The 18,389-nt window shown below is 75.1% G+C and carries 13 protein-coding genes; 9 read left to right on the top strand and 4 right to left on the bottom strand.

The window, feature by feature from the left end; genetic code table 11:
• Positions 1 to 35 precede the first annotated feature (35 nt).
• The 4 genes from nth (at position 36) to AB0M79_RS31990 (ending at position 3,386) form a co-directional block, all read left to right on the top strand.
• A complete protein-coding gene (gene nth / locus AB0M79_RS32005) occupies positions 36 to 785 on the top strand; it encodes an endonuclease III (RefSeq protein ID WP_364221175.1) in 750 nt (249 codons plus the stop codon).
• On the top strand, positions 782 to 1,447 hold the full coding sequence (locus AB0M79_RS32000) for a TlpA disulfide reductase family protein (protein WP_364221082.1): 666 nt from the start codon (positions 782 to 784) through the stop codon (positions 1,445 to 1,447). The genes nth and AB0M79_RS32000 overlap by 4 nt, the downstream gene beginning before the upstream one ends.
• Positions 1,444 to 2,139 (top strand): CoA pyrophosphatase, encoded by a 696-nt coding sequence (locus tag AB0M79_RS31995; protein ID WP_364221079.1) that lies wholly within the window; start codon positions 1,444 to 1,446, stop codon positions 2,137 to 2,139. Before AB0M79_RS32000 ends, AB0M79_RS31995 begins: the two co-directional genes overlap by 4 nt.
• A 68-nt stretch (positions 2,140 to 2,207) precedes the next feature.
• Positions 2,208 to 3,386, top strand: coding sequence for a MarP family serine protease (locus AB0M79_RS31990; protein WP_364221076.1), 1,179 nt, complete (start codon positions 2,208 to 2,210; stop codon positions 3,384 to 3,386).
• 23 nt (positions 3,387 to 3,409) lie between these two features.
• Here AB0M79_RS31990 and mycP read toward each other — a convergent pair whose 3' ends face one another.
• Both mycP and eccCa read right to left on the bottom strand, forming a co-directional pair.
• Positions 3,410 to 4,789, bottom strand: a complete 1,380-nt coding sequence (gene mycP, locus AB0M79_RS31985; RefSeq protein WP_364221073.1) for a type VII secretion-associated serine protease mycosin — start codon at positions 4,787 to 4,789, stop codon at positions 3,410 to 3,412.
• A gap of 100 nt (positions 4,790 to 4,889) precedes the next feature.
• Positions 4,890 to 8,837, bottom strand: coding sequence for a type VII secretion protein EccCa (eccCa, locus tag AB0M79_RS31980; protein WP_364221070.1), 3,948 nt, complete (start codon positions 8,835 to 8,837; stop codon positions 4,890 to 4,892).
• A gap of 222 nt (positions 8,838 to 9,059) precedes the next feature.
• Between eccCa and eccD the strand changes: the two genes are divergently transcribed.
• Positions 9,060 to 10,520 (top strand): type VII secretion integral membrane protein EccD, encoded by a 1,461-nt coding sequence (eccD, locus tag AB0M79_RS31975; RefSeq protein ID WP_364221067.1) that lies wholly within the window; start codon positions 9,060 to 9,062, stop codon positions 10,518 to 10,520.
• Positions 10,521 to 10,654: 134 nt separating this feature from the next.
• Here eccD and AB0M79_RS31970 read toward each other — a convergent pair whose 3' ends face one another.
• Complete coding sequence (locus AB0M79_RS31970; protein WP_357535288.1) at positions 10,655 to 11,161, bottom strand: inorganic diphosphatase; 507 nt, start codon at positions 11,159 to 11,161, stop codon at positions 10,655 to 10,657.
• An 858-nt stretch (positions 11,162 to 12,019) separates the two neighbouring features.
• Between AB0M79_RS31970 and dacB the strand changes: the two genes are divergently transcribed.
• From dacB to AB0M79_RS31950, 4 genes are all read left to right on the top strand, one after another.
• Positions 12,020 to 13,507: a D-alanyl-D-alanine carboxypeptidase/D-alanyl-D-alanine-endopeptidase gene (gene dacB / locus AB0M79_RS31965; protein WP_364221172.1), complete on the top strand. Its 1,488-nt coding sequence runs from the start codon at positions 12,020 to 12,022 to the stop codon at positions 13,505 to 13,507.
• A 69-nt stretch (positions 13,508 to 13,576) separates the two neighbouring features.
• Positions 13,577 to 14,647, top strand: a complete 1,071-nt coding sequence (locus tag AB0M79_RS31960) for a zinc-dependent metalloprotease (RefSeq protein WP_364221064.1) — start codon at positions 13,577 to 13,579, stop codon at positions 14,645 to 14,647.
• A gap of 17 nt (positions 14,648 to 14,664) precedes the next feature.
• Positions 14,665 to 15,699: a tRNA lysidine(34) synthetase TilS gene (gene tilS, locus AB0M79_RS31955; RefSeq protein ID WP_364221061.1), complete on the top strand. Its 1,035-nt coding sequence runs from the start codon at positions 14,665 to 14,667 to the stop codon at positions 15,697 to 15,699.
• A gap of 10 nt (positions 15,700 to 15,709) precedes the next feature.
• A complete protein-coding gene (locus AB0M79_RS31950) occupies positions 15,710 to 17,338 on the top strand; it encodes a gamma-glutamyltransferase family protein (RefSeq protein ID WP_364221058.1) in 1,629 nt (542 codons plus the stop codon).
• Between the two features lie 90 nt (positions 17,339 to 17,428).
• Here AB0M79_RS31950 and AB0M79_RS31945 read toward each other — a convergent pair whose 3' ends face one another.
• Positions 17,429 to 18,382 carry a helix-turn-helix domain-containing protein gene (locus AB0M79_RS31945; protein ID WP_364221055.1) on the bottom strand — a complete coding sequence of 318 codons (954 nt, stop codon included), beginning with the start codon at positions 18,380 to 18,382 and terminating at the stop codon, positions 17,429 to 17,431.
• Positions 18,383 to 18,389: the final 7 nt, after the last annotated feature.

Here is an 18,389-nt window from a genome sequence, read left to right as displayed (position 1 = left end):
AACCGACCCGCCGCACCCGGAAAGTCGAGACCGAACTGGCCCGTAAGCGGCGGGCCCGGCGGATGGCAAGGGTCCTCACCGAGACACACCCCGACGCACACTGCGAACTCGACCACGGCAACGCGCTCCAGCTCGCGGTGGCCACGATCCTTTCCGCGCAGTGCACCGACAAGCGGGTCAACGAGGTCACCCCGAAGCTGTTCGCCCGCTACCCGACGGCCGCCGACTACGCCGCGGCGGACCGCGCCGAGCTGGAGCAGCTGATCAAGCCGACCGGCTTCTTCCGCAACAAGACGACGTCGCTGATCAACCTGGGGCAGGCGCTGGTCGAGCGGTACGACGGCGAGGTGCCGGGCCGCCTCACCGACCTGGTCACCCTGCCCGGCATCGGCCGCAAGACCGCCAACGTCATCCTCGGCAACGCCTTCGACGTCCCCGGCATCACCGTCGACACCCACTTCCAGCGGTTGGTCCGGCGCTGGGAATGGACCGACGAGACCGACCCGGTCAAGATCGAACACGCGGTCGGCGCCCTGATCGAGAAGCGCGACTGGACCATGCTGTCGCATCGGGTGATCTTCCACGGCCGCCGGGTCTGCCACGCCCGCAAGCCGGCCTGTGGCGCCTGCACGCTCGCCAGCCTCTGCCCGGCGTACGGCACCGGCCCCACCGACCCGACCGCCGCCAAGCTCCTCAAGGGGCCCCGCGCCCGTGACCTCGCGGCCGCGGCCGGGGTCGACCCTGACCTGGTGCCGGCGCAGGCGGCGGCCGCCGACGTACCGTGAGGCGGCCGGCACGCGCGACGCCGGGTCGCCGATGGCTGGCCGGGCTGCTGGCACCGGTCGCCCTACTCGTGGCCGGCTGCACAGCCGGCGACCCCGACGTCTCCCCGGATCCGACGCCCGCCCCGTTCGCGGCCTGCGCCGGGCTCGCCGCACCACCGGCCGCCGCTGGCCCCGGGGCGACCGGACGGCCCGGCCCCGACGACCCACCCCGCGCGCCGGACGTCCCGGCGGCCGACGTGCCGCAGCTACCGGAGATCGAGCTGCCCTGCTTCACCGGCGGCGAGCCGGTCGCGATGACCGGCATCCAGGGGCCTGCGGTGATCAACGTGTGGGCGTCCTGGTGCACGCCGTGCCGTAAGGAACTGCCGGCCTTCCAGCGCCTCGCCGACCGTTCGGCTGGACAACTGCACGTCGTCGGCGTCGACGTACGCGACCGGCGGGCAGCCGCGGTGTCCATCGCCGAGACGTACGGCCTGACCTTTCCCAACCTGTTCGACCCGGACGAGGTGCTGCTGCGCGGCCTGGCCCGCAACTTCGTGCCGATGACCCTCTTCCTCGACGACACGGGCACGGTGCGGCACCTCGACATCTCCGGCGCGCTCGACGACGCCACCCTCACCGCCCTCGTCGAAGAGCACCTCGGCGTGGTGGTAGGCCCGTGACCAGGACACCGCCGGGTTGGACCGCCCCGCTGCTCGACCGGGTGCGGACCGCCCGCACCGAGGACTTCACCCGGTTGCCGACCCCGGCGACCGGCCGCCCCAGCGCGGTGCTCGTGCTGCTCGGCGAGGAGCCGGACCACGGGCCGGACGTCCTGCTGCTCCAGCGGGCGGCGTCGATGCGCAACCACGCCGGGCAGCCGGCGTTCCCCGGCGGTGCCGCCGACCCGGGCGACGGCGGGCCGGTCGGCACCGCGCTACGCGAGGCCGAGGAGGAGGTCGGGCTCGACCCGACCAGCGTCACCGTCCTGGCCGAACTGCCCCGGCTGTGGATCCCGGTCAGCAACTTCGTGGTCACCCCGGTCCTGGCCTGGTGGCACCGGCCCCATCGGGTGCACCCGCGGGAGCCGGCCGAGGTCGCCCACGTCGCCCGGCTGCCGGTGGCCGAACTGGTCGACCCCGCCAACCGGCTCACCGTACGGGTACCGAGCGGCTGGCAGGGGCCGGCGTTCCAGGTCCGCGGGATGCTCGTCTGGGGTTTCACCGCCGGAGTGCTCGCGGCGCTGCTGGAGATGGGTGGCTGGGAGCAACCCTGGCCCCGGCACCGCGTCACGGAGCTGCCCCGGTCGGTGCTGCGGCCGGCCCCGCCGAAGACCGCCGAGCCCGACGACGAGCTGACCGGCCCGATCGGCTGAGCCACCGGTCCCGGCGTGCCCCGTCGCACGTCGCGGCCCGGGTCGCCACACACCCGTACGCTGGACAGGTGTCCGCCGTTGATGTTGTCCTGATACTGCTCATGCTGTTGTTCGCGATCAGCGGCTACCGGCAGGGATTCGTCATCGGCGTGATGTCGTTCACCGGGTTCCTCGGCGGCGCCCTGGTCGGACTACAGGTCGGCCCACTGCTCGCCCAGCGGTTCGAGGACGGCGCCATCCGGGTCGTGGTCGCACTCATCGCCATCTTCGGCCTGGCCATCCTCTTCCAGACCCTGGCCGGCTGGCTCGGCTCCCACATCCGGCACGCGATCACCAGCCGGGCCGGCCGGCGGATCGACGACGTCGGCGGGGCACTGGTGTCACTGGTCGCGGTGCTCGTCGTCGCCTGGCTGGTCGCGGTGCCGCTCGGCTCGTCGTCGCTGCCCTGGCTGGCCAGCTCGGTACGGCACAGCGCCCTGCTCGGTGCCGTCGACCGGGTGCTGCCGGCGCAGGCGCAGGCGCTGTCGCAGGCACTGCGCGACACCGTCGACACCAACGGTTTCCCCGACGTCTTCGGCGGGCTGGCGCCGACCCGGGCCCGCGAGGTGTCGCCGCCCGACCCGGCACTTGCCGGTTCGCAGGTGGTCGCGAACGCGCAGCGGTCGGTGGTGAAGGTGCTCGGCAGCGCCCCCAGCTGCTCCCGGCGGATCGAAGGCTCCGGCTTCGTCTACGCCGAGGAGCGGGTGATGACCAACGCGCACGTCGTCGCCGGCACCCGTAGCGTCTCGGTCGAGCTGAACGACCGCCGCTACAACGGCCGGGTCGTGGTCTACGACCCGGAGCGCGACCTGGCGGTGATCTACGTGCCGGGCCTGTCCGCTCCGGTGATGCCGTTCGCGGACCGGCCGGCCCAGGTCGAAGCGGACGCGATCGTGCTCGGTTTTCCGCGCGGCGGCCCGTACGACGCCCAGTCGGCCCGGGTGCGCGACGTCGGCGACATCACCGGTCCGGACATCTACGACTCCGGCAACGTGACCCGCGAGGTCTACACCATCCGGGCGCTGGTCCGCAGCGGCAACTCCGGCGGTCCGCTGATCGGGCCGGACGGCCAGGTGCTGGGCGTCATCTTCGCCGCGGTCGCCGACGACCCCAACACCGGATTCGCCGTCACGGCGGCCGAGTCCGGGCCGGTCGCGGCGGCCGGCGTCGAACGCTCCCGCTCGGTCGACACCGGAGCCTGCTCCTGACCGAGGTCGACCGGCGGCGACGGTCAGAGCGGCGGACCGGACACCGGGCCACCGGAAACCGGAGCAACCCGGCGTCGTGACCGCCGGTCCGGGAGCCACCCGAGGCGCCAGGCCAGCAGGGTCGCGACGCCCAGCAGCGCCACCACCGCGGCCGCGCCGCCGACGACTCCCGTCCGGTCGAGTTCGTCGGTGTCGCCGGTCGGGGTGGCCGCCCATCCGCCACCGGGTCCGGTGGCCCGCCCCCCGCCGAACCGGCCCGGCCCGCCGTAGCCGCTGCCGGTCGGCGGCCCGGTCTCGTAGCCGGGCGCCGGGCCGAAGCGGGCGGTTCCCGGCCGCTCGTTGTTGTCCAGCTGGTTGCGGCCGACTTCCGGCACCGTCTCGGTGAGTGCGGCGAGCGGGTCGACCAGACCGAACCCGAACCGGTCGTCGCGGCCCGGCGCGCCGAGGTCACGGGCCGTGCTGGTCAGCCGGTGCACGATGTCGCCCGCCGACATCGCCGGCCACTTGGCACGGACCAGCGCCGCTGTCGCGGCGACCAGCGGAGCCGCGAAACTCGTGCCCTGCACCTGCCAGAAACCGCCGGGCCGGGCGCCGAGCAGGCCGGTCGCCGGCGCGCTGAGCACCGTCTCCGGGCCGGTGATCGCGCCGGACCAGAGCCGGTCGGTGGCCCGGTCCAGACCGGTCACCGCGATCACCCCGGGCTCCCGGGCCGGATACCAGACCTCGCCGGCCGTCGACGGCGCGACGTTGCCGGTGCACGCGACCACCACGACGTTGTGGGTGAACGCGTAGTCGATCGCGGCTTCGAGGGCCGGGCTGGCACTGCCACCGCCCAGCGACAGGTTGATCACCTGGGCGCCGTTGTCGACAGCCCACCGTACGCCCTGGGCCACGATGAGCGCGTCGTCGTAGCGGTTCTCCTCGTCGAGCACGCGTACCGGCAGGATCCTGGCCCGTGGGGCCAGGCCGGCGACGCCGTCGTTGTCGTCGTTGCGGCCGGCGATCAGGGCCGCCACCGTGGTGCCGTGCCCGACCGGGTCGTGCTGCCCCGCGCCCGCGACCGGGGCGGCGTCGGCGTCACCGTCCCGCGCGACCAGGTCGATGCCGGGCAGCACCTGACCCACCAGGTCCGGATGGGACCCGTCCACTCCGGAGTCGACGACCGCCACCGTGACGCCCTCGCCGGTCGACAGCCGCCACACCTCGTCGGCGCGCAGCGCGTCGAGCTGCCACTGCTGCTCGCGCACCGGATCGATGCGGACCGGCAGCGCGACCGGCTGCCCCGCCCCCACCCCGGCCGGCGGCGCGGCCACCGGTACGGCGAGCAGGCTCAGGAGGCCGAGCAGCGCCGCCCCGGCGGTGCGCCGTACGGCATTGTGGTGGCAGCGCCTCAACCCGGTCACACCCTGGCTTTCACACCCGGGGTGCGACCACCCCGGCAGCGGATCGATGCACGGAGGCTACCCGGTCCGTGGCCGGTACGGGACGTGTGTGGCCAAGGAATCAGTCGGTTGCCAGATAGGCGAGCTGGATCAGGCGTACCCCTTCCCGGCGGGTGACCAGGCGCCCCCGGCCGGGTGGCATCGGCGTGGCCCGGACATTTCCGATCAAGGAGCCCTCGTCCGGTTGCCCGGACAGCAGGAGTCCGGGTGACGACAACTCGCGCAACCGCTGCATGAGCGGCTCGTACGCGGCCCGCGCCGCCCCTCCGGTCCGCCGGGCCAGCACCAGGTGCAGGCCGATGTCACGGGCCTGCGGCAGGTATTCATCCAGCGCGGCCAGCGGGTTGCTCGGTCCGGTCGCCACCAGGTCGTAGTCGTCCACCAGGACGAACAGCTCCGGTCCGGTCCACCATGACCGGTCGCGCAACTCCTCTTCGGTCACGTCCGGGCGGAGCATCCGGCGCCGCATGTAGCCCGCCGCCGAGCCGATGAGTTCGGCGGTGACCGCCGCCGCCGTCCCGTACCCGATCTGGTGCTCGGTACGGATCGCGCCGAGCAGGCTGCGCCGGTAGTCGACCAGGATCACCCGGGCCTGCTCGGGGGTGAACCGGCTGGTGATGGTCGCGGCCAGGGCGCGCAGGAACGACGACTTACCGCTCTCGGCGTCGCCGAAGACCAGCAGGTGCGGCTCACCGGCGAAGTCGAGCGACACCGGCCGCAGATCCGTCTCGGCGATCCCGATCGGCAGCCGCAGCCCTTCGGTGCGGCCCAGGTCCAGTTCGGCGTACGGCAGTCGCGGCGGAAGCAGCCGGACCCGGGGAGCCGGCTCGCCCGGCCACGCGCCGGCCACCGCCCGGGGCAGCGCACCGGGATCACCGCCGGACCCGGCCAGCTCCGGCCGGGCGGCCAGCAGGTGCAGGCCGTCCGTGGTGATCCCGCGCCCCGGCGACTCCTTCGGCACGTTCGCGGCCGCCCGGCGGGACACGAACGAGTCGGTGGGCTCGCCGAGCCGCAGCTCGACCCGGGAACCGAAGAGGTCCCGGATGGACGGCCGGAGGTCGATCCACCGGCCGGCGGCGGCGACCAGGTGCACCCCGTACGACAGGCCACGGGTGGCGATGTCGGTCAGCGCCTCGTCCAGGTCCTCGAACTCGTTGCGGATGGTCAGCCACCCGTCGACCACCAGGAAGACGTCGCCGTACGGGTCGGTCGAACCGCCCGTGGCCCGCACCCGGCGGTAGCCGGCCATGTCGACGCCCAACTCGGCCAGCAACCGTTCCCGTTGCGCGAGCAGCCCCACCACGTCACCGACGGTCCGGCGTACCGCGGTGGGGTCCAGCCGGCCCGCCACCCCGCCGACGTGCGGCAGGTCGCGCAGCGCGGCCAGCGTGCCGCCACCGAAGTCGAGGCAGTAGACCTGTACCTGCGCCGGGGTGTGGGTGAGGGCCAGCCCGCTGACCAGGGTCCGCAGCAGCGTCGACCGGCCGCTGCGTGGGCCACCGACGACCGCCACGTGGCCGCCCGCCCCGTCCAGGGCCAGCCACAGCACGTCACGGCGCTGCTCGTACGGCTTGTCGATCAGGGCGACCGGCACCTGGAGCGCGCCGTGCAGGTCGGGGTTGGCGACCGTCAGGCCGCGCTCCGGGTCGACGCCGACCGGGCCGAGCAGCTCGTCCAGGGCCGGCGACAGCTCGAGCGGCGGCAGCCAGACCCGGTGTGCCGGCGGGCCCTGGCCGTCCAGTCGGGACACCAGGATGTCCAGCAGCGTCGCTCCGCCGGCCTCCTCGGCCGCGGGCGGTGGGGCGGCGACCGGTTCGGCGACGGGCACGAGATGCGTCGAGTAGCCGAGAACCCGTACCCCGGTGGACCCTTCGCCGGCCGGACCGGGCCGGCCGGGCGTACGGTGCACACCGGAGACGTACGCCGCCCGGAACCGCACCAGCGGCTCGGTGTTGCCGGACTTCAGGTAGCCGTGGCCGGGGGAGCGCGGCAGCTCGTACGCGTCCGGCACGCCCAGCACCGCCCGCGACTCCAGCGCGGAGAACGTCCGCAGCCCGATCCGGTACGACAGGTGGGTGTCCAGGCCGCGCAGCCGGCCCTCCTCGAGCCGTTGCGAGGCGAGCAGCAGGTGCACCCCGAGCGAGCGGCCGACCCGTCCGATCTGGACGAACAGGTCGATGAAGTCGGGCTTGGCGGACAGCAGCTCGGAGAACTCGTCGCAGACGATCAGCAGCGACGGCAGCGGGGCGAGCGCGGCGCCGGCGGCCCGGGCCTTCTCGTAGTCGCGCAGGCTGGCGTGGTTGCCGGCCCGGCGCAGCAGCTCCTGCCGCCGGATCAGCTCGCCGTTGATCGCGTCGACCATCCGGTCGACCAGCGGCAGCTCGTCGGCGAGGTTGGTGATCACCGCCGCGGTGTGCGGCAGCCGGTCGAGCGAGGCGAACGTCGCGCCGCCCTTGAAGTCGACCAGGACGAAGTTGAGCAGTTCGGACGAGTGGGTGGTGGCCAGGGCCAGCACCAGCGTCCGCAACACCTCCGACTTGCCGGAACCGGTCGCGCCGATGAGTAGCCCGTGCGGCCCCATGCCGTCCTGCGCGGACTCCTTCAGGTCGAGTTCGATTGGCGCACCGTCGGCACCGATCCCGATCGGCACCCGCAACCGGTCCCGGTCGGCCCGTGGTGCCCAGCCCTGCCGTACGGCGAAGTGGTGCGGGTCGCCGATGCCGACCAGGTCGGTGAAGCCGGGGTCGGCGGCGAGCGCCGCCTGGGTGCCTCCCGCCGAGGCGACCAGGCGCAGCGGCGCGAGCCGGCGGGCGACGGCCTCGGCCTCGACCGGATCGACCCGGTCGGCGGTGCCGACCGTCGCCGGGCCGTCCATCGAGTCGGTGTCGAGCCGGCCGGCCCGGACCTGGAGCACGAGAGTGCTGCGGTCGAGCAGGCGGGGTGGCGGGCCGTCCAGGTCGAGGACGGTGACCGCGTGGACGCCGTCGCCGGCCAGGTGCGCCGCACCGGTCAGGTCGCCGCCGTCGAGTACGACGACCACGTGCGGCCCGCCGCCCGCCGGACCGTGCGGACTGAACCGCGGCCGGCTGGCGAGCACCTCGTCGAGCAGCCCCTCCAACTCCGTCGCCGCACTCGTGACCAGGCGGACCGGGCCGAGCGCGTCGGTCCGGGTCGGGTGCAGCGCGTGCGGCAGCCACTTCACCCACTCCCACGCCGTACGCCGTTCCGGTCCGGCACAGACCGCGACGATCAGGTCGTCGGGGGCGTGGAAGACGGCGAGCTGGACCAGCATCGCCCGGGCCAGCGCCCGAGCCTCGGTGCCGGCCGGCGCCTCGCCACCCGGCCGGGGCCGGCCGCGCAGGTGGATCCGGGCGAAACCGCGCAGCGAAAGGGCCACCGGCAGGTCGGGGACCACCGAGTACGCGTCGAGGAAACGGCGCAGCGCGCCCGCCGTCATCGGCTCCAGGTCCGGAAGCGGCCGGGTGACCGGCGGGACGAGCGGGGTGGCCAGCGTCTGCGGCCCGACCCCGATCCGGACCACGCCGAAGTCCGGGTCGGTGGGCCGCCGCTCCCACAGCCGGTGACTGTCGATGGTGGACCACAGCCGGGCCGGGTCGGGGTGCCGGTAAAGCAGGCCGGCCCGCTGCCGGGCGGCGGTCGAGCGGACCCGCCGACGCAGGCTCGCCAGGTGGCGCAGGTATTCGCGCCGGGCGGTCATCATCTCCGACTTCTTCGGCGAGCCCGTCGCACTGCCCCACGTGGTGGCGAGCATGGCCAGCGACGACACCCCGAACATGGCACCGACCAGGTAGGAGTAGGCCCCGCCGCCCCGGCCGAACATCATCGCCATGGCGACCGCCCCGCCGAGCATCGGCAGCACCATCAGCAACTGCTGCCACCGGCCGCCGGTCGCCGGCGGGATCTCCGGCGGCGGCTCCACGGGCAGTTCGCCGGCCGGGATCTCCGGCGCCGGACGCCGCGCCGGCCGGCGGAACGCGACGGTGCTCATCCCGGTCGCGGGCCGTCGGCCCGGCTCCCGGCACCGTCCACACCAGACCGATCCAAGGTGGACATGATCCCCCCGTCACACGGACACCAGGACCGGCCCATGGTAGGTAAAGTGCCGTCGTCCGCGCTGACCCCGCGGGCCGGGCCAGGCGCCGCCCGCGCGTTCCCGGCGCCACGCTCCGCCGCGCCGCACTCCGTACGCCCGACGTCTGGAGGACCGCCGATGAGCACCGGGCTGGCCCGAGTCACCGTGAGCACCCCCCGACGCCGGGTCGACGTCGCCGTCCCCGATCGGCTGCCGCTCGCCGAACTCCTGCCCGAACTGCTGCGCCACGCCGGCGAGGGACTCGCCGACGCCGGGGAGCGGCACGGCGGTTGGGTGCTGCGCCGCACCGACGGTGCGCCGCTCACCGCCGGTCAGGGCCTGCAACCCCAGGGGGTACGCGACGGCGAGGTGCTGCACCTCGTGCCCGCCCGCGCCCAGTGGCCCGAACTCGAATACGACGACGTCGTGGAGGTGATCGCCGACGCGGCCCGGCGTGGCGGCGGCTGGTCGGCCCGGGCGACCCGGACGGCGACCGTCGCCGGTGCCGGCGTGCCGCTCGCGGTCGGGCTGCTCACCCTCGTCCTGGCCGGCCCCGGCTGGCCGGTCGGGGCGTACGCCGGGCTCGCCGCCGCCGTACTGCTCACGCTCGCCGGCACGGTCGCGTCACGGGCGTACGGCGACGCCGTCGGCGGCGCGGCGCTGGGCGGGTTCGCGATGCTATACGGCTTCACCGGCGGCGCGCTGCTGGTCGCCTCCGGGGACCCGGTCGGCCTTCCCGGGCCGCTGCGCTGGCTCGGCGGCCCGGAGTTGCTCGCCGCGTCCGTCGCGCTGCTGGTGGTCGCGGTGCTCGGCCTGGCCGGGGTGGCCGCCGTCGAGCGGGTCTTCGCCGCCGGCGTACTCGTCGGAGCGCTGGGCACGGCCACCGCCACCGCCGGCCTCTTCCTGCCCGCCGCCGGCGCGGCGGCGATCCTCACCGTGCTGCTGGTGTGCGGCATCGGGGTGCTGCCACTACTGGCCATCCGGCTGGGCCGGCTGCCGATGCCACCGGTCACGCTGCCGTCCGGCACCGACAGCGCCGACGGCGTCGACGGCTTCCCGGCCACGGACGCCGCCCCCGACCGGTCGGGCACCGGGCCCGACCGGACGGACGCTGCCCGCGAGCGGCCCGACCGGCGGCTGGTCCACTCGGCCGTCGCCCGTACCGAGGAACTGCTCGCCGGAATGCTCGTCGGGCACGCGCTGCTCACCGTCGCGGCCGCGACGGTGCTGGTCACCGCCGGCTGGGCCGGGCGGTCGCTGGTGGCGGTCGCCGCGGCGGCGCTGCTGCTGCGGTCGCGGCTCTTCGCGACCCGGGCGCAGCGGACCGCCCTGGTCGCCGCCGGGCTGGCCGGGTTCGGGGTGCTCGGGGCGGCACTGGCGGCCGACGGGGATCCGGCCGTCGGGTTCGCGGTACTCGTCGGCGGGCTGCCACTGGCGCTGCTGACGGTGGTCGCCGGGGCCACGTACGCCCGGCGCCCGCCGTCGCCCTACCTGGGCCGGGCGGCCGACCTGCTCGACACGGCTACGGTGCTGTCGCTGGTGCCGGTCGCCTGCGCGGTGCTCGGCCTCTACACACAGGCCAGGGACCTGCTCGGCTGAGCGGCAACTGACGGGATCCGGACAGAACCCGCCCGGCGGGAAGCAGTCCGGCGGGAAACAGGCCGGCGAGAAACAGTCCGGAAAGAAACGAACGCGTGGCCCGGCCGGACCACGCGTTCGACCAGCGCGAAAACTCAGTGGATCTCTTCGCCCTTGGCCACGGCTTCCTCGTGCCGGCGGTACGACGCCCGGATCTCCGCCTCGGCCTCGATGCGGCCGACCCAGGTCGCGCCCTCCACCGACTTGCCGGGCTCCAGGTCCTTGTAGACCTCGAAGAAGTGCTGGATCTCCAGCCGGTCGAACTCGCCGAGGTGGTGGATGTCGCGCAGGTGCTCCTGCCGCGGGTCCTCGAACGGCACGCACAGGACCTTGTCGTCGCCACCTTTTTCGTCCGTCATCCGGAACATGCCGATGGTGCGGCACCGGATGAGGCACCCTGGAAACGTCGGCTCGGGCACCAGCACCAGGGCGTCCAGCGGGTCGCCGTCCTCGCCCAGGGTTCCCTCGATGAACCCGTAGTCGGCGGGGTACTGCGTCGAGGTGAAGAGTGTGCGGTCCAGCCGGATCCGGCCGGTCGCGTGGTCAACTTCGTATTTGTTGCGGTGACCCTTCGGGATCTCAACCGTCACGTCGAAATCCATCTTCACGCTCCCTCGTTGCCCACGCTGGCTAACGGACCAGGCGGCGCCGACCGGACGGATGTTGCCCCATCCGTCTCGGTCCGGGCACCGTCAGGTGTTCGGACGCAAGTAGTGTCGCGTAGTCAAGTTACGGATCTGGAGGAGGGGCCGGTGGGGAGGCAAGATTCACACTCTGGCCCGGTGGACGGGCCGCCGAACCCCAACGAGGGTTTCGACGGGCAGACCACCGGTGGACGCCCCCGACCTGCGGCCCACCCGGCTCCCGGACGATACCCCGGCGGACCGCCACCGGCTCCGCACGGCGCCGGTACGTCACGCGGGCGGGCCGTGGTGCCCCCGCCGACCGGCCGGGCCAGCGTGCCGGTCCACCCGACGCAGGGCTGGTCGATCCCGATAAACGGGGTGCCCGGCGCCGCGCCGCACTCCCCGCCCGGGCCGCCACCCGCCGATCATGGTCCGCGCCCGGAACCCCGTACCTGGTCGATCCCACTCGATCAGGTGACCCCGCCGCCGCCCGACCGGCCGGAGCAACCGCGTCCGACCGGCCGGGTCAACATGCCGACCTGGTCGATCCCGCTCGACCAGGCGACGCGACCGCCGGCCCGGCCGCCGGCCACCCCACCGGTGCCGCCCGCACATCGCCCCGCCCCGGCCCGCCCGGCCGGCGGCGCACCCGACAACTGGGCGATCCCGCTCGACCAGGTACCCGGCCCGCCGAACGCCGGCCAGCGACCGCCGGGTCGCCCCGGCCAGCCGGAGCCGGCCGCCGGGCAGCAGCCACCACCCGCGCCGCGCCCGGCCGCCGGGCCACCGCCCGCCGAGCCGCCCGTCCCCGCCCGCCGCCGGCGTCGGGGTCCGCTGGTCGCCGTACTCGCCTCGGTGCTGGTCCTGGTGGCCGCGGCGGCCGGACTGGCCGTCGTACGGCCCGGACCGGTCGCCGGCTGGCTCGGCGGCGCCGACGGCCGGACGCCGACCGCCGACCCACCGGATCCGATGCCGTCGCCGGTGCTCGACGGGGTGACCGCGAACGCGCCGATGCCGACCAGGGCCGGCGTGCAGGCCGCCGTCGACCCGCTGGTCGACCCGCAGCGACTGGGCGGCCGGGTCAACATCTCGGTGCTCGACATCGCCACCGGCGAGGTGCTCTACGAGCGCGGACCCGACGCGCTGACCGTTCCGGCGTCGACCACCAAACTGGTCACCGGCCTGACCGTGCTCGCCGCGCGTGGCCCGGGCTACCGGATCCCGACCCGGGCCGTGGCCGGCGCCCAGCCCGGCGAGGTCGTGCTGATCGGTGGTGGCGACCCCACCCTGGCCATGAACGCCGCCGGCAGCTACCCGGGCGCGGCCCGCCTCGACCAGTTGGCCGAGCAGGTCAAGGCGGCGCTCGGCGGGGCCGTCCCGACCCGGGTCACCGTCGACTCCTCGCTCTACTCCGGCCCGATCTACGAGCCCGGCTGGGATTCCGACATCCCGACCGGCGGCTGCGGCGGCCCGGTCATGGCGTTGATGACCGACGCCGCCCGCGCCAACCCGAAGAACGCCACCGGCTGCACCCGGCGGCTGAACAACCCGGACATCGCCGCCGGGCAGGCCTTCGCCAAGGCGCTCGGGATGCCGGCCGCCGCCGTCCAGGGCGTCGCCCGGGGCACCGCGCCGACCGGCCCCGGCACACCGTCGGCCGACGCCAGCGGCGGTTCGGTGGTCAGCACCGCGCCGACGGCGACCGCCGCGGGACCCGGTCCGGAGGGCGCCATGATCGCGCCCGGCACCGAACTCGGTCAGGTCCAGTCACCGCCGATGTACCGCCTGGTCGAGTTCATGCTCAGCGACAGCGAGAACCTGATCGCCGAGGCGTTGGCCCGGCAGGTGGCGCTCGCCCGCCAGCAGCCCGCCTCGTTCGCCGGAGGTGCGGCCGCCGTCGACGCCGTACTCGTCGAACTCGGGCTGCCCGAGGCGGAGAGCGGACTCGCCGACGGCAGCGGCCTGTCGCGGACCAACCGTCTCACCCCGTCCCTCCTCACCGACCTGATCATGCTCGCCGCCGGTGGCACCCGCCCGGAACTGGTCGGCATCTTCGGCGGCCTGCCCGTCGCCGGCTGGTCCGGAACCCTGAGCCACCGGTTCCGCAGCCCGGCCGCCGGCAGCGCCGCCGGAGCCGGCGTCGTACGCGCCAAGACCGGCACCCTCTCCGGGGTGAACGCGATCTCCGGCGTGGTCACGACCGCCGAGGGCCGGCTGCTGGCGTTCGCGATCCTGGCCGACCAGGTGCCCACCGACTCCAGCGTGGCGCAACCGGCCCTCGACCGGATCGCCGGCGCCCTGGCCTCCTGCGGCTGCCGCTGACAGCGGCCCGCGCCGCCGGCCCGGCTCCGAGCCGGGCCGGGGGTGTTCCGGCGCGGGTACGGTGGTTGCATGGCGCAGTTCGTGGACTGGGATCTTGCCGCTGCCACCGCGGGAGCACTGGGCAAGTCGGGACCGAGAGTCTCCTACGAGGAGGCCACCGAGGTCGTCGCCGACCTGCGGCGGCTGACCGACGAGGCCGCCGGGCACGTGGCGGAGTACACCGGGCTACGGTCGCTGGTGGCCCACCCGCCGGTGCGGATCGTCGACCGGCGGGACTGGGCGGCGGTCAACATCGCCGGCCTCAGCGAGGTGATCACACCGCTGGTCAACCGGCTGTCCGGCGACAAGCAGCCCGGGGCGCTGACCGACGCGGTCGGTTCCCGGCTCACCGGCGTCCAGGCCGGTACGGTGCTCGCCTACCTGTCCGGCCGGGTGCTCGGGCAGTACGAGGTCTTCTCCGCCGATCCGGGCCAGCTCCTGCTCGTCGCGCCGAACATCGTCGAGGTGGAGCGCAAGCTCCAGGCCGAGCCCCGCGACTTCCGCCTCTGGGTCTGCCTGCACGAGGTGACCCACCGCACCCAGTTCACCGCCGTGCCGTGGATGCGCGGCTACTTCTTCGGCGAGGTGCAGGCGTTCGTCGACGCCTCCCAGGCCGGCGGCGACAACCTCCTCGACCGGATCCGCCGCGGCGTGGCCACCCTGTCCGACACCGTACGCAACCCGGACAGCCGGGCCAGCGTGCTCGACATCGTGCAGACGCCGGGGCAGCGGGCCGTGCTCGACCGGCTCACCGCGCTGATGACGCTGCTCGAGGGGCACGCGGAGTTCGTGATGGACGGGGTCGGCCCCGAGGTCATCCCGAGCGTCGGCGAGATCCGGGCGAAGTTCAACCGGCGCCGCGAGGCCAGCAACCCGGTCGAGAAGGCGATCCGCAAGCTCCTCGGCATCGACGTCAAGATGCGTCAGTACGCCGAGGGCCGCAAGTTCGTGCACGGGGTGGTCGACCGGGTCGGGATGGCCGGCTTCAACAAGATCTTCAGCTCCCCGCTCACCCTGCCCCGGCTGGACGAACTCGGCGACCCGGGCGCGTGGGTGGCCCGCGTACACGGCCCGGTCGGGCCGGTCTCCGCCGCCGGCTGACCCGCCGCCAACCGACCGTGGCCGTCCTCGCCGCGCCGGTCGCAGCGGTCCGGCTCGCGGTCCGACGGGCACTCGACCAGGTCGGGTCCGCCCCGATTCCGGACCCGCCGGCCGCGACCGATCCGGTGCCCGGCACCCGGCGGGCCCGGGTGCTGGTCGCCTGCTCCGGTGGGGCCGACTCGCTGGCCCTGGCCGCGGCGGCGGTGTTCGTCGGCCCGCGACAGGGCGTCGACGTGGGGCTGGTGACCGTCGACCACGGCCTGCAGGCCGGTTCGGCGCGGCGGGCCCGGGCCGTAGCGGACTGGGCCGATCGGGCCGGGTTCGCGCCGGTCGAGGTCGCCACGGTCGAGGTCGCCGGCCGTCCGGGCGGACCCGAGGCGGCCGCCCGGGACGCCCGCTACGAGGCACTCGTATCCGCCGCCCACCGGCACCGGGCCGGCACCGTACTGCTCGGGCACACCCGCGACGACCAGGCCGAGACCGTGCTGCTCGCCCTTGCCCGCGGGGCCGGACCGCGCGGGCTGGCCGGCATGCCGGCGGTCCGCGTCCTCGACGGCATCGCGCTGTGCCGGCCGCTGCTCGACGTCACCCGGGCGCAGACCCGCGCCGCGTGCGCCGCGCTCGACCTGACCCCGTGGGACGACCCGCACAACACCGATCCGTCGTACGCCCGGGCCCGGGTCCGGTCCGACCTGCTGCCGGCGCTGGTCGAGGCACTCGGCCCCGGCGTGGTGGGCAACCTGGCCCGCACCGCGGCGCTGGTCGCGGCCGACACCGCCGCGCTCGACGCGCTCGCCGCCGACCACCTGGCGGCCGCCCGCGACCCGGCCGGCGGGCTGCGGGTCGCCGTGCTCGCCGCACTGCCGGCCGCGCTGCGTGGCCGGGTCCTGCACGCCTGGGCCCGCGAGTTGGGCGCCGCCCCGGCCGCCCTGTCCCACCGGCACGTCGAGGCGCTCGACGCCCTCGTCACCGCCTGGCGCGGACAGGGGCCGACCTTCCTGCCCGGCGGCATCCGGGTGGCCCGCCATGGCGGGCACCTCGGCGCCGGGTGAGACTGGCCGGATGCCGCACCCCAGACAACCCGTGTACGCCCCGCACGGCATCGTCGCCACCAGCCAGCCGCTGGCCGCGGCGGCCGGTACGGCGGTCCTGCGCCGCGGCGGCAACGCCGTCGACGCCGCACTGGCCACCGCGATCGCGCTGACCGTGGTGCAGCCCGGCTCCAACGACATCGGCGGCGACCTGTTCGCCATCGTGTGGGACGGACGGCGGCTGCACGGCCTCAACGCCTCGGGCCGGTCGCCGGCGGCGCTGACCCGCGCGGCGGTGCTCGCCGCGACCGGCGGCCGTGGGGCCGAGCCGAGCGCGGGGCACGGTGGTGCCCAGTCCGCCGCCCCCGGGCTGCCGGCCCGGGGCTGGCTGCCGGTGACCGTACCCGGGGCTCCGGCCGGCTGGCGGGACCTGCACGACCGGTTCGGCTCGCTGCCGTTCGCCGACCTCTTCGACGACGCCGTCCGGTACGCCGAACACGGCTTCCCGGTGTCGCCGGGGGTCGCCGCCGGCTGGGCCCGGTCGGTGCGTACCCACGCGGAGCTGGCCGGGCCGGAGTTCGCCGAGTGGGGCCGGGTCTTCACGGTCGGCGGGCGGGCACCCCGGGCCGGCGAGCGGTGGCGCAACCCGGCGGCGGCCGGCACACTGCGCCGGATCGCGGCCAGCGGTGCAGCCGACTTCTACCGGGGCGAGATCGCGACCGCGCTGGCCCGGTACGCCGCCGCGACCGGTGGCCTGCTGACCGCCGACGACCTGGCCGGGCACCGGTCCACCTGGGTCGACCCGGTGTCGGTGGCCTACCGCGGGCACGAGGTGTGGGAGCTGCCGCCGAACGGGCAGGGGGTGGCGGCGCTGATGGCGCTGGCCATCCTGGACGGGGTCGACCTGGCCGGGATGCCGGCGGCGCGGCGGCTGCACTGGCAGATCGAGGCGACGAAGCTCGGCTTCGCCGACGCCCACGCGTACGTCGCCGACCCGGAGCGGGTCTCCGTCCCGACGGCCGGACTGCTCGACCCCGCGTACGTCGCCGCACGGCGGGCGTTGATCGGCGAGCGGGCCGGCACGCCGGGACCCGGCGACCCGGCCCGGGGCGGCACCGTCTACCTGTGCGCCGCCGACCGGGACGGGCTGATGGTGAGCCTCATCCAGTCCAACTACCTCGGCTTCGGGTCGTACGTCGTGGTGCCCGGCCTCGGCTTCGGCCTGCAGAACCGGGGTGCCGGGTTCAGCCTCGACCCGGCGCATCCCAACGTCGTCGCGCCCGGCAAGCGGCCGTACCACACGATCATCCCCGGCTTCCTGACCCGCGGCGGCGAGCCGGTGGGGCCGTTCGGGGTGATGGGCGGCCACATGCAACCACAGGGACACGTACAGGTCATCTCGTCGACGCTGGACGGCGGGCTCGACCCGCAGGCCGCCCTGGACGCGCCGCGCTGGTACTGGCACGCCGGCCGGTCGCTGCTCGTCGAGCCCGGACTCGACGGCGACGTGGTCGCCGACCTGCGCGGCCGGGGCCACGAGATCACCGTCGAGCCCGAGCCGTCGACCTTCGGGTACGGCCAGGCGATCTGGCGGCTACCGGACGGCGGGTACGTCGCCGGTTCCGAACCGCGCGCCGACGGGTTGGCCGTGGGGTACTGATCCCGCGGCCGGCTCGGACCCGCTCGTGTTCCGGGCGGCTTGGACCGCTCACGTTCCGGGTCGCTCAGACCCGCTCGTGTTTCGGGCTGCTCAGACCCGCTCGCGGAAGGTGGCCCGGTAGGCGTGCGGGGTGGCGCCGACCCGGCGCCCGAAGTGGTGCCGCATCGCGGCCGCGTCACCGAAACCGGCCCGGACCGCGATTGCCTCGACGCTCAGCGCGGTCTCCTCCAGCAGGCGCCGGGCGAGCAGCACCCGCTGGTTGGTCAGCCAGTCGTGCGGCGTGGTGCCGGTCTCGGCCCGGAACCGGCGGGCGAACGTCCGGGGTGCCATGTGGGCGCGTCCGGCCAACTCCTCGACGGTGGTGGTCTTGTCGAGGTTGCCCATCAGCCAGCCGAGCACCGGTTCGAGGGTGGGCGCGTCCGGCGTACGCGGGATCGGCGCCTCGATGAACTGCGCCTGCCCCCCGTCGCGGTGCGGCGGTACGACCATCCGCCGGGCGAGCTTGGTGGCCAGCGCCGAGCCGTGTTCCTGCCGGACCAGGTGCAGGCAGGCGTCGATCCCGGCGGCCGTGCCGGCGCTGGTCAGCAGGTTGCCGTCCTGGACGTAGAGGGAGTTGCAGCGGACCCGGGCCAGCGGGTAGCGGTCGGCGAGCAGGTCGGCGTAGCGCCAGTGGGTGGTGCACTCCCGCCCGTCCAGCAGCCCGGCCTCGCCGAGCACGAAGGCACCGGAGCAGACGCTGAGGACGTACGCCCCCCGGTCGGCGGCCCGGCGCAGCGCGTCCAGCACCGCGGGCGGGATGTGGCCGCCCTCGGCGTGGGCGGGTACGGCGACCAGGTCGGCGTCCGCGACCGGGGTCAGGTCGGCGGCCGGCGTGATGCCGAACCCGGACCGGGTGCGAACCGGCTGGCCGTCGGCGGTGCAGACGTCGAACCGGTAGCCGGGGAACCCGTCGGCGGTGCGGTCGGTGCCGAAGACCTCGCAGAGCACGCCCAGTTCGAAGGCGGCGACCTGGTCGAGGGCGATCACGGCGACCGTACGGAGCATGCCGCCG

This window comes from Polymorphospora sp. NPDC051019 (assembly GCF_040683055.1).
Lineage (GTDB): Bacteria > Actinomycetota > Actinomycetes > Mycobacteriales > Micromonosporaceae > Polymorphospora > Polymorphospora lycopeni.
Note: the sequence above shows the minus strand (reverse complement) of the source record. Positions and strands in the feature narration are given on the sequence as shown.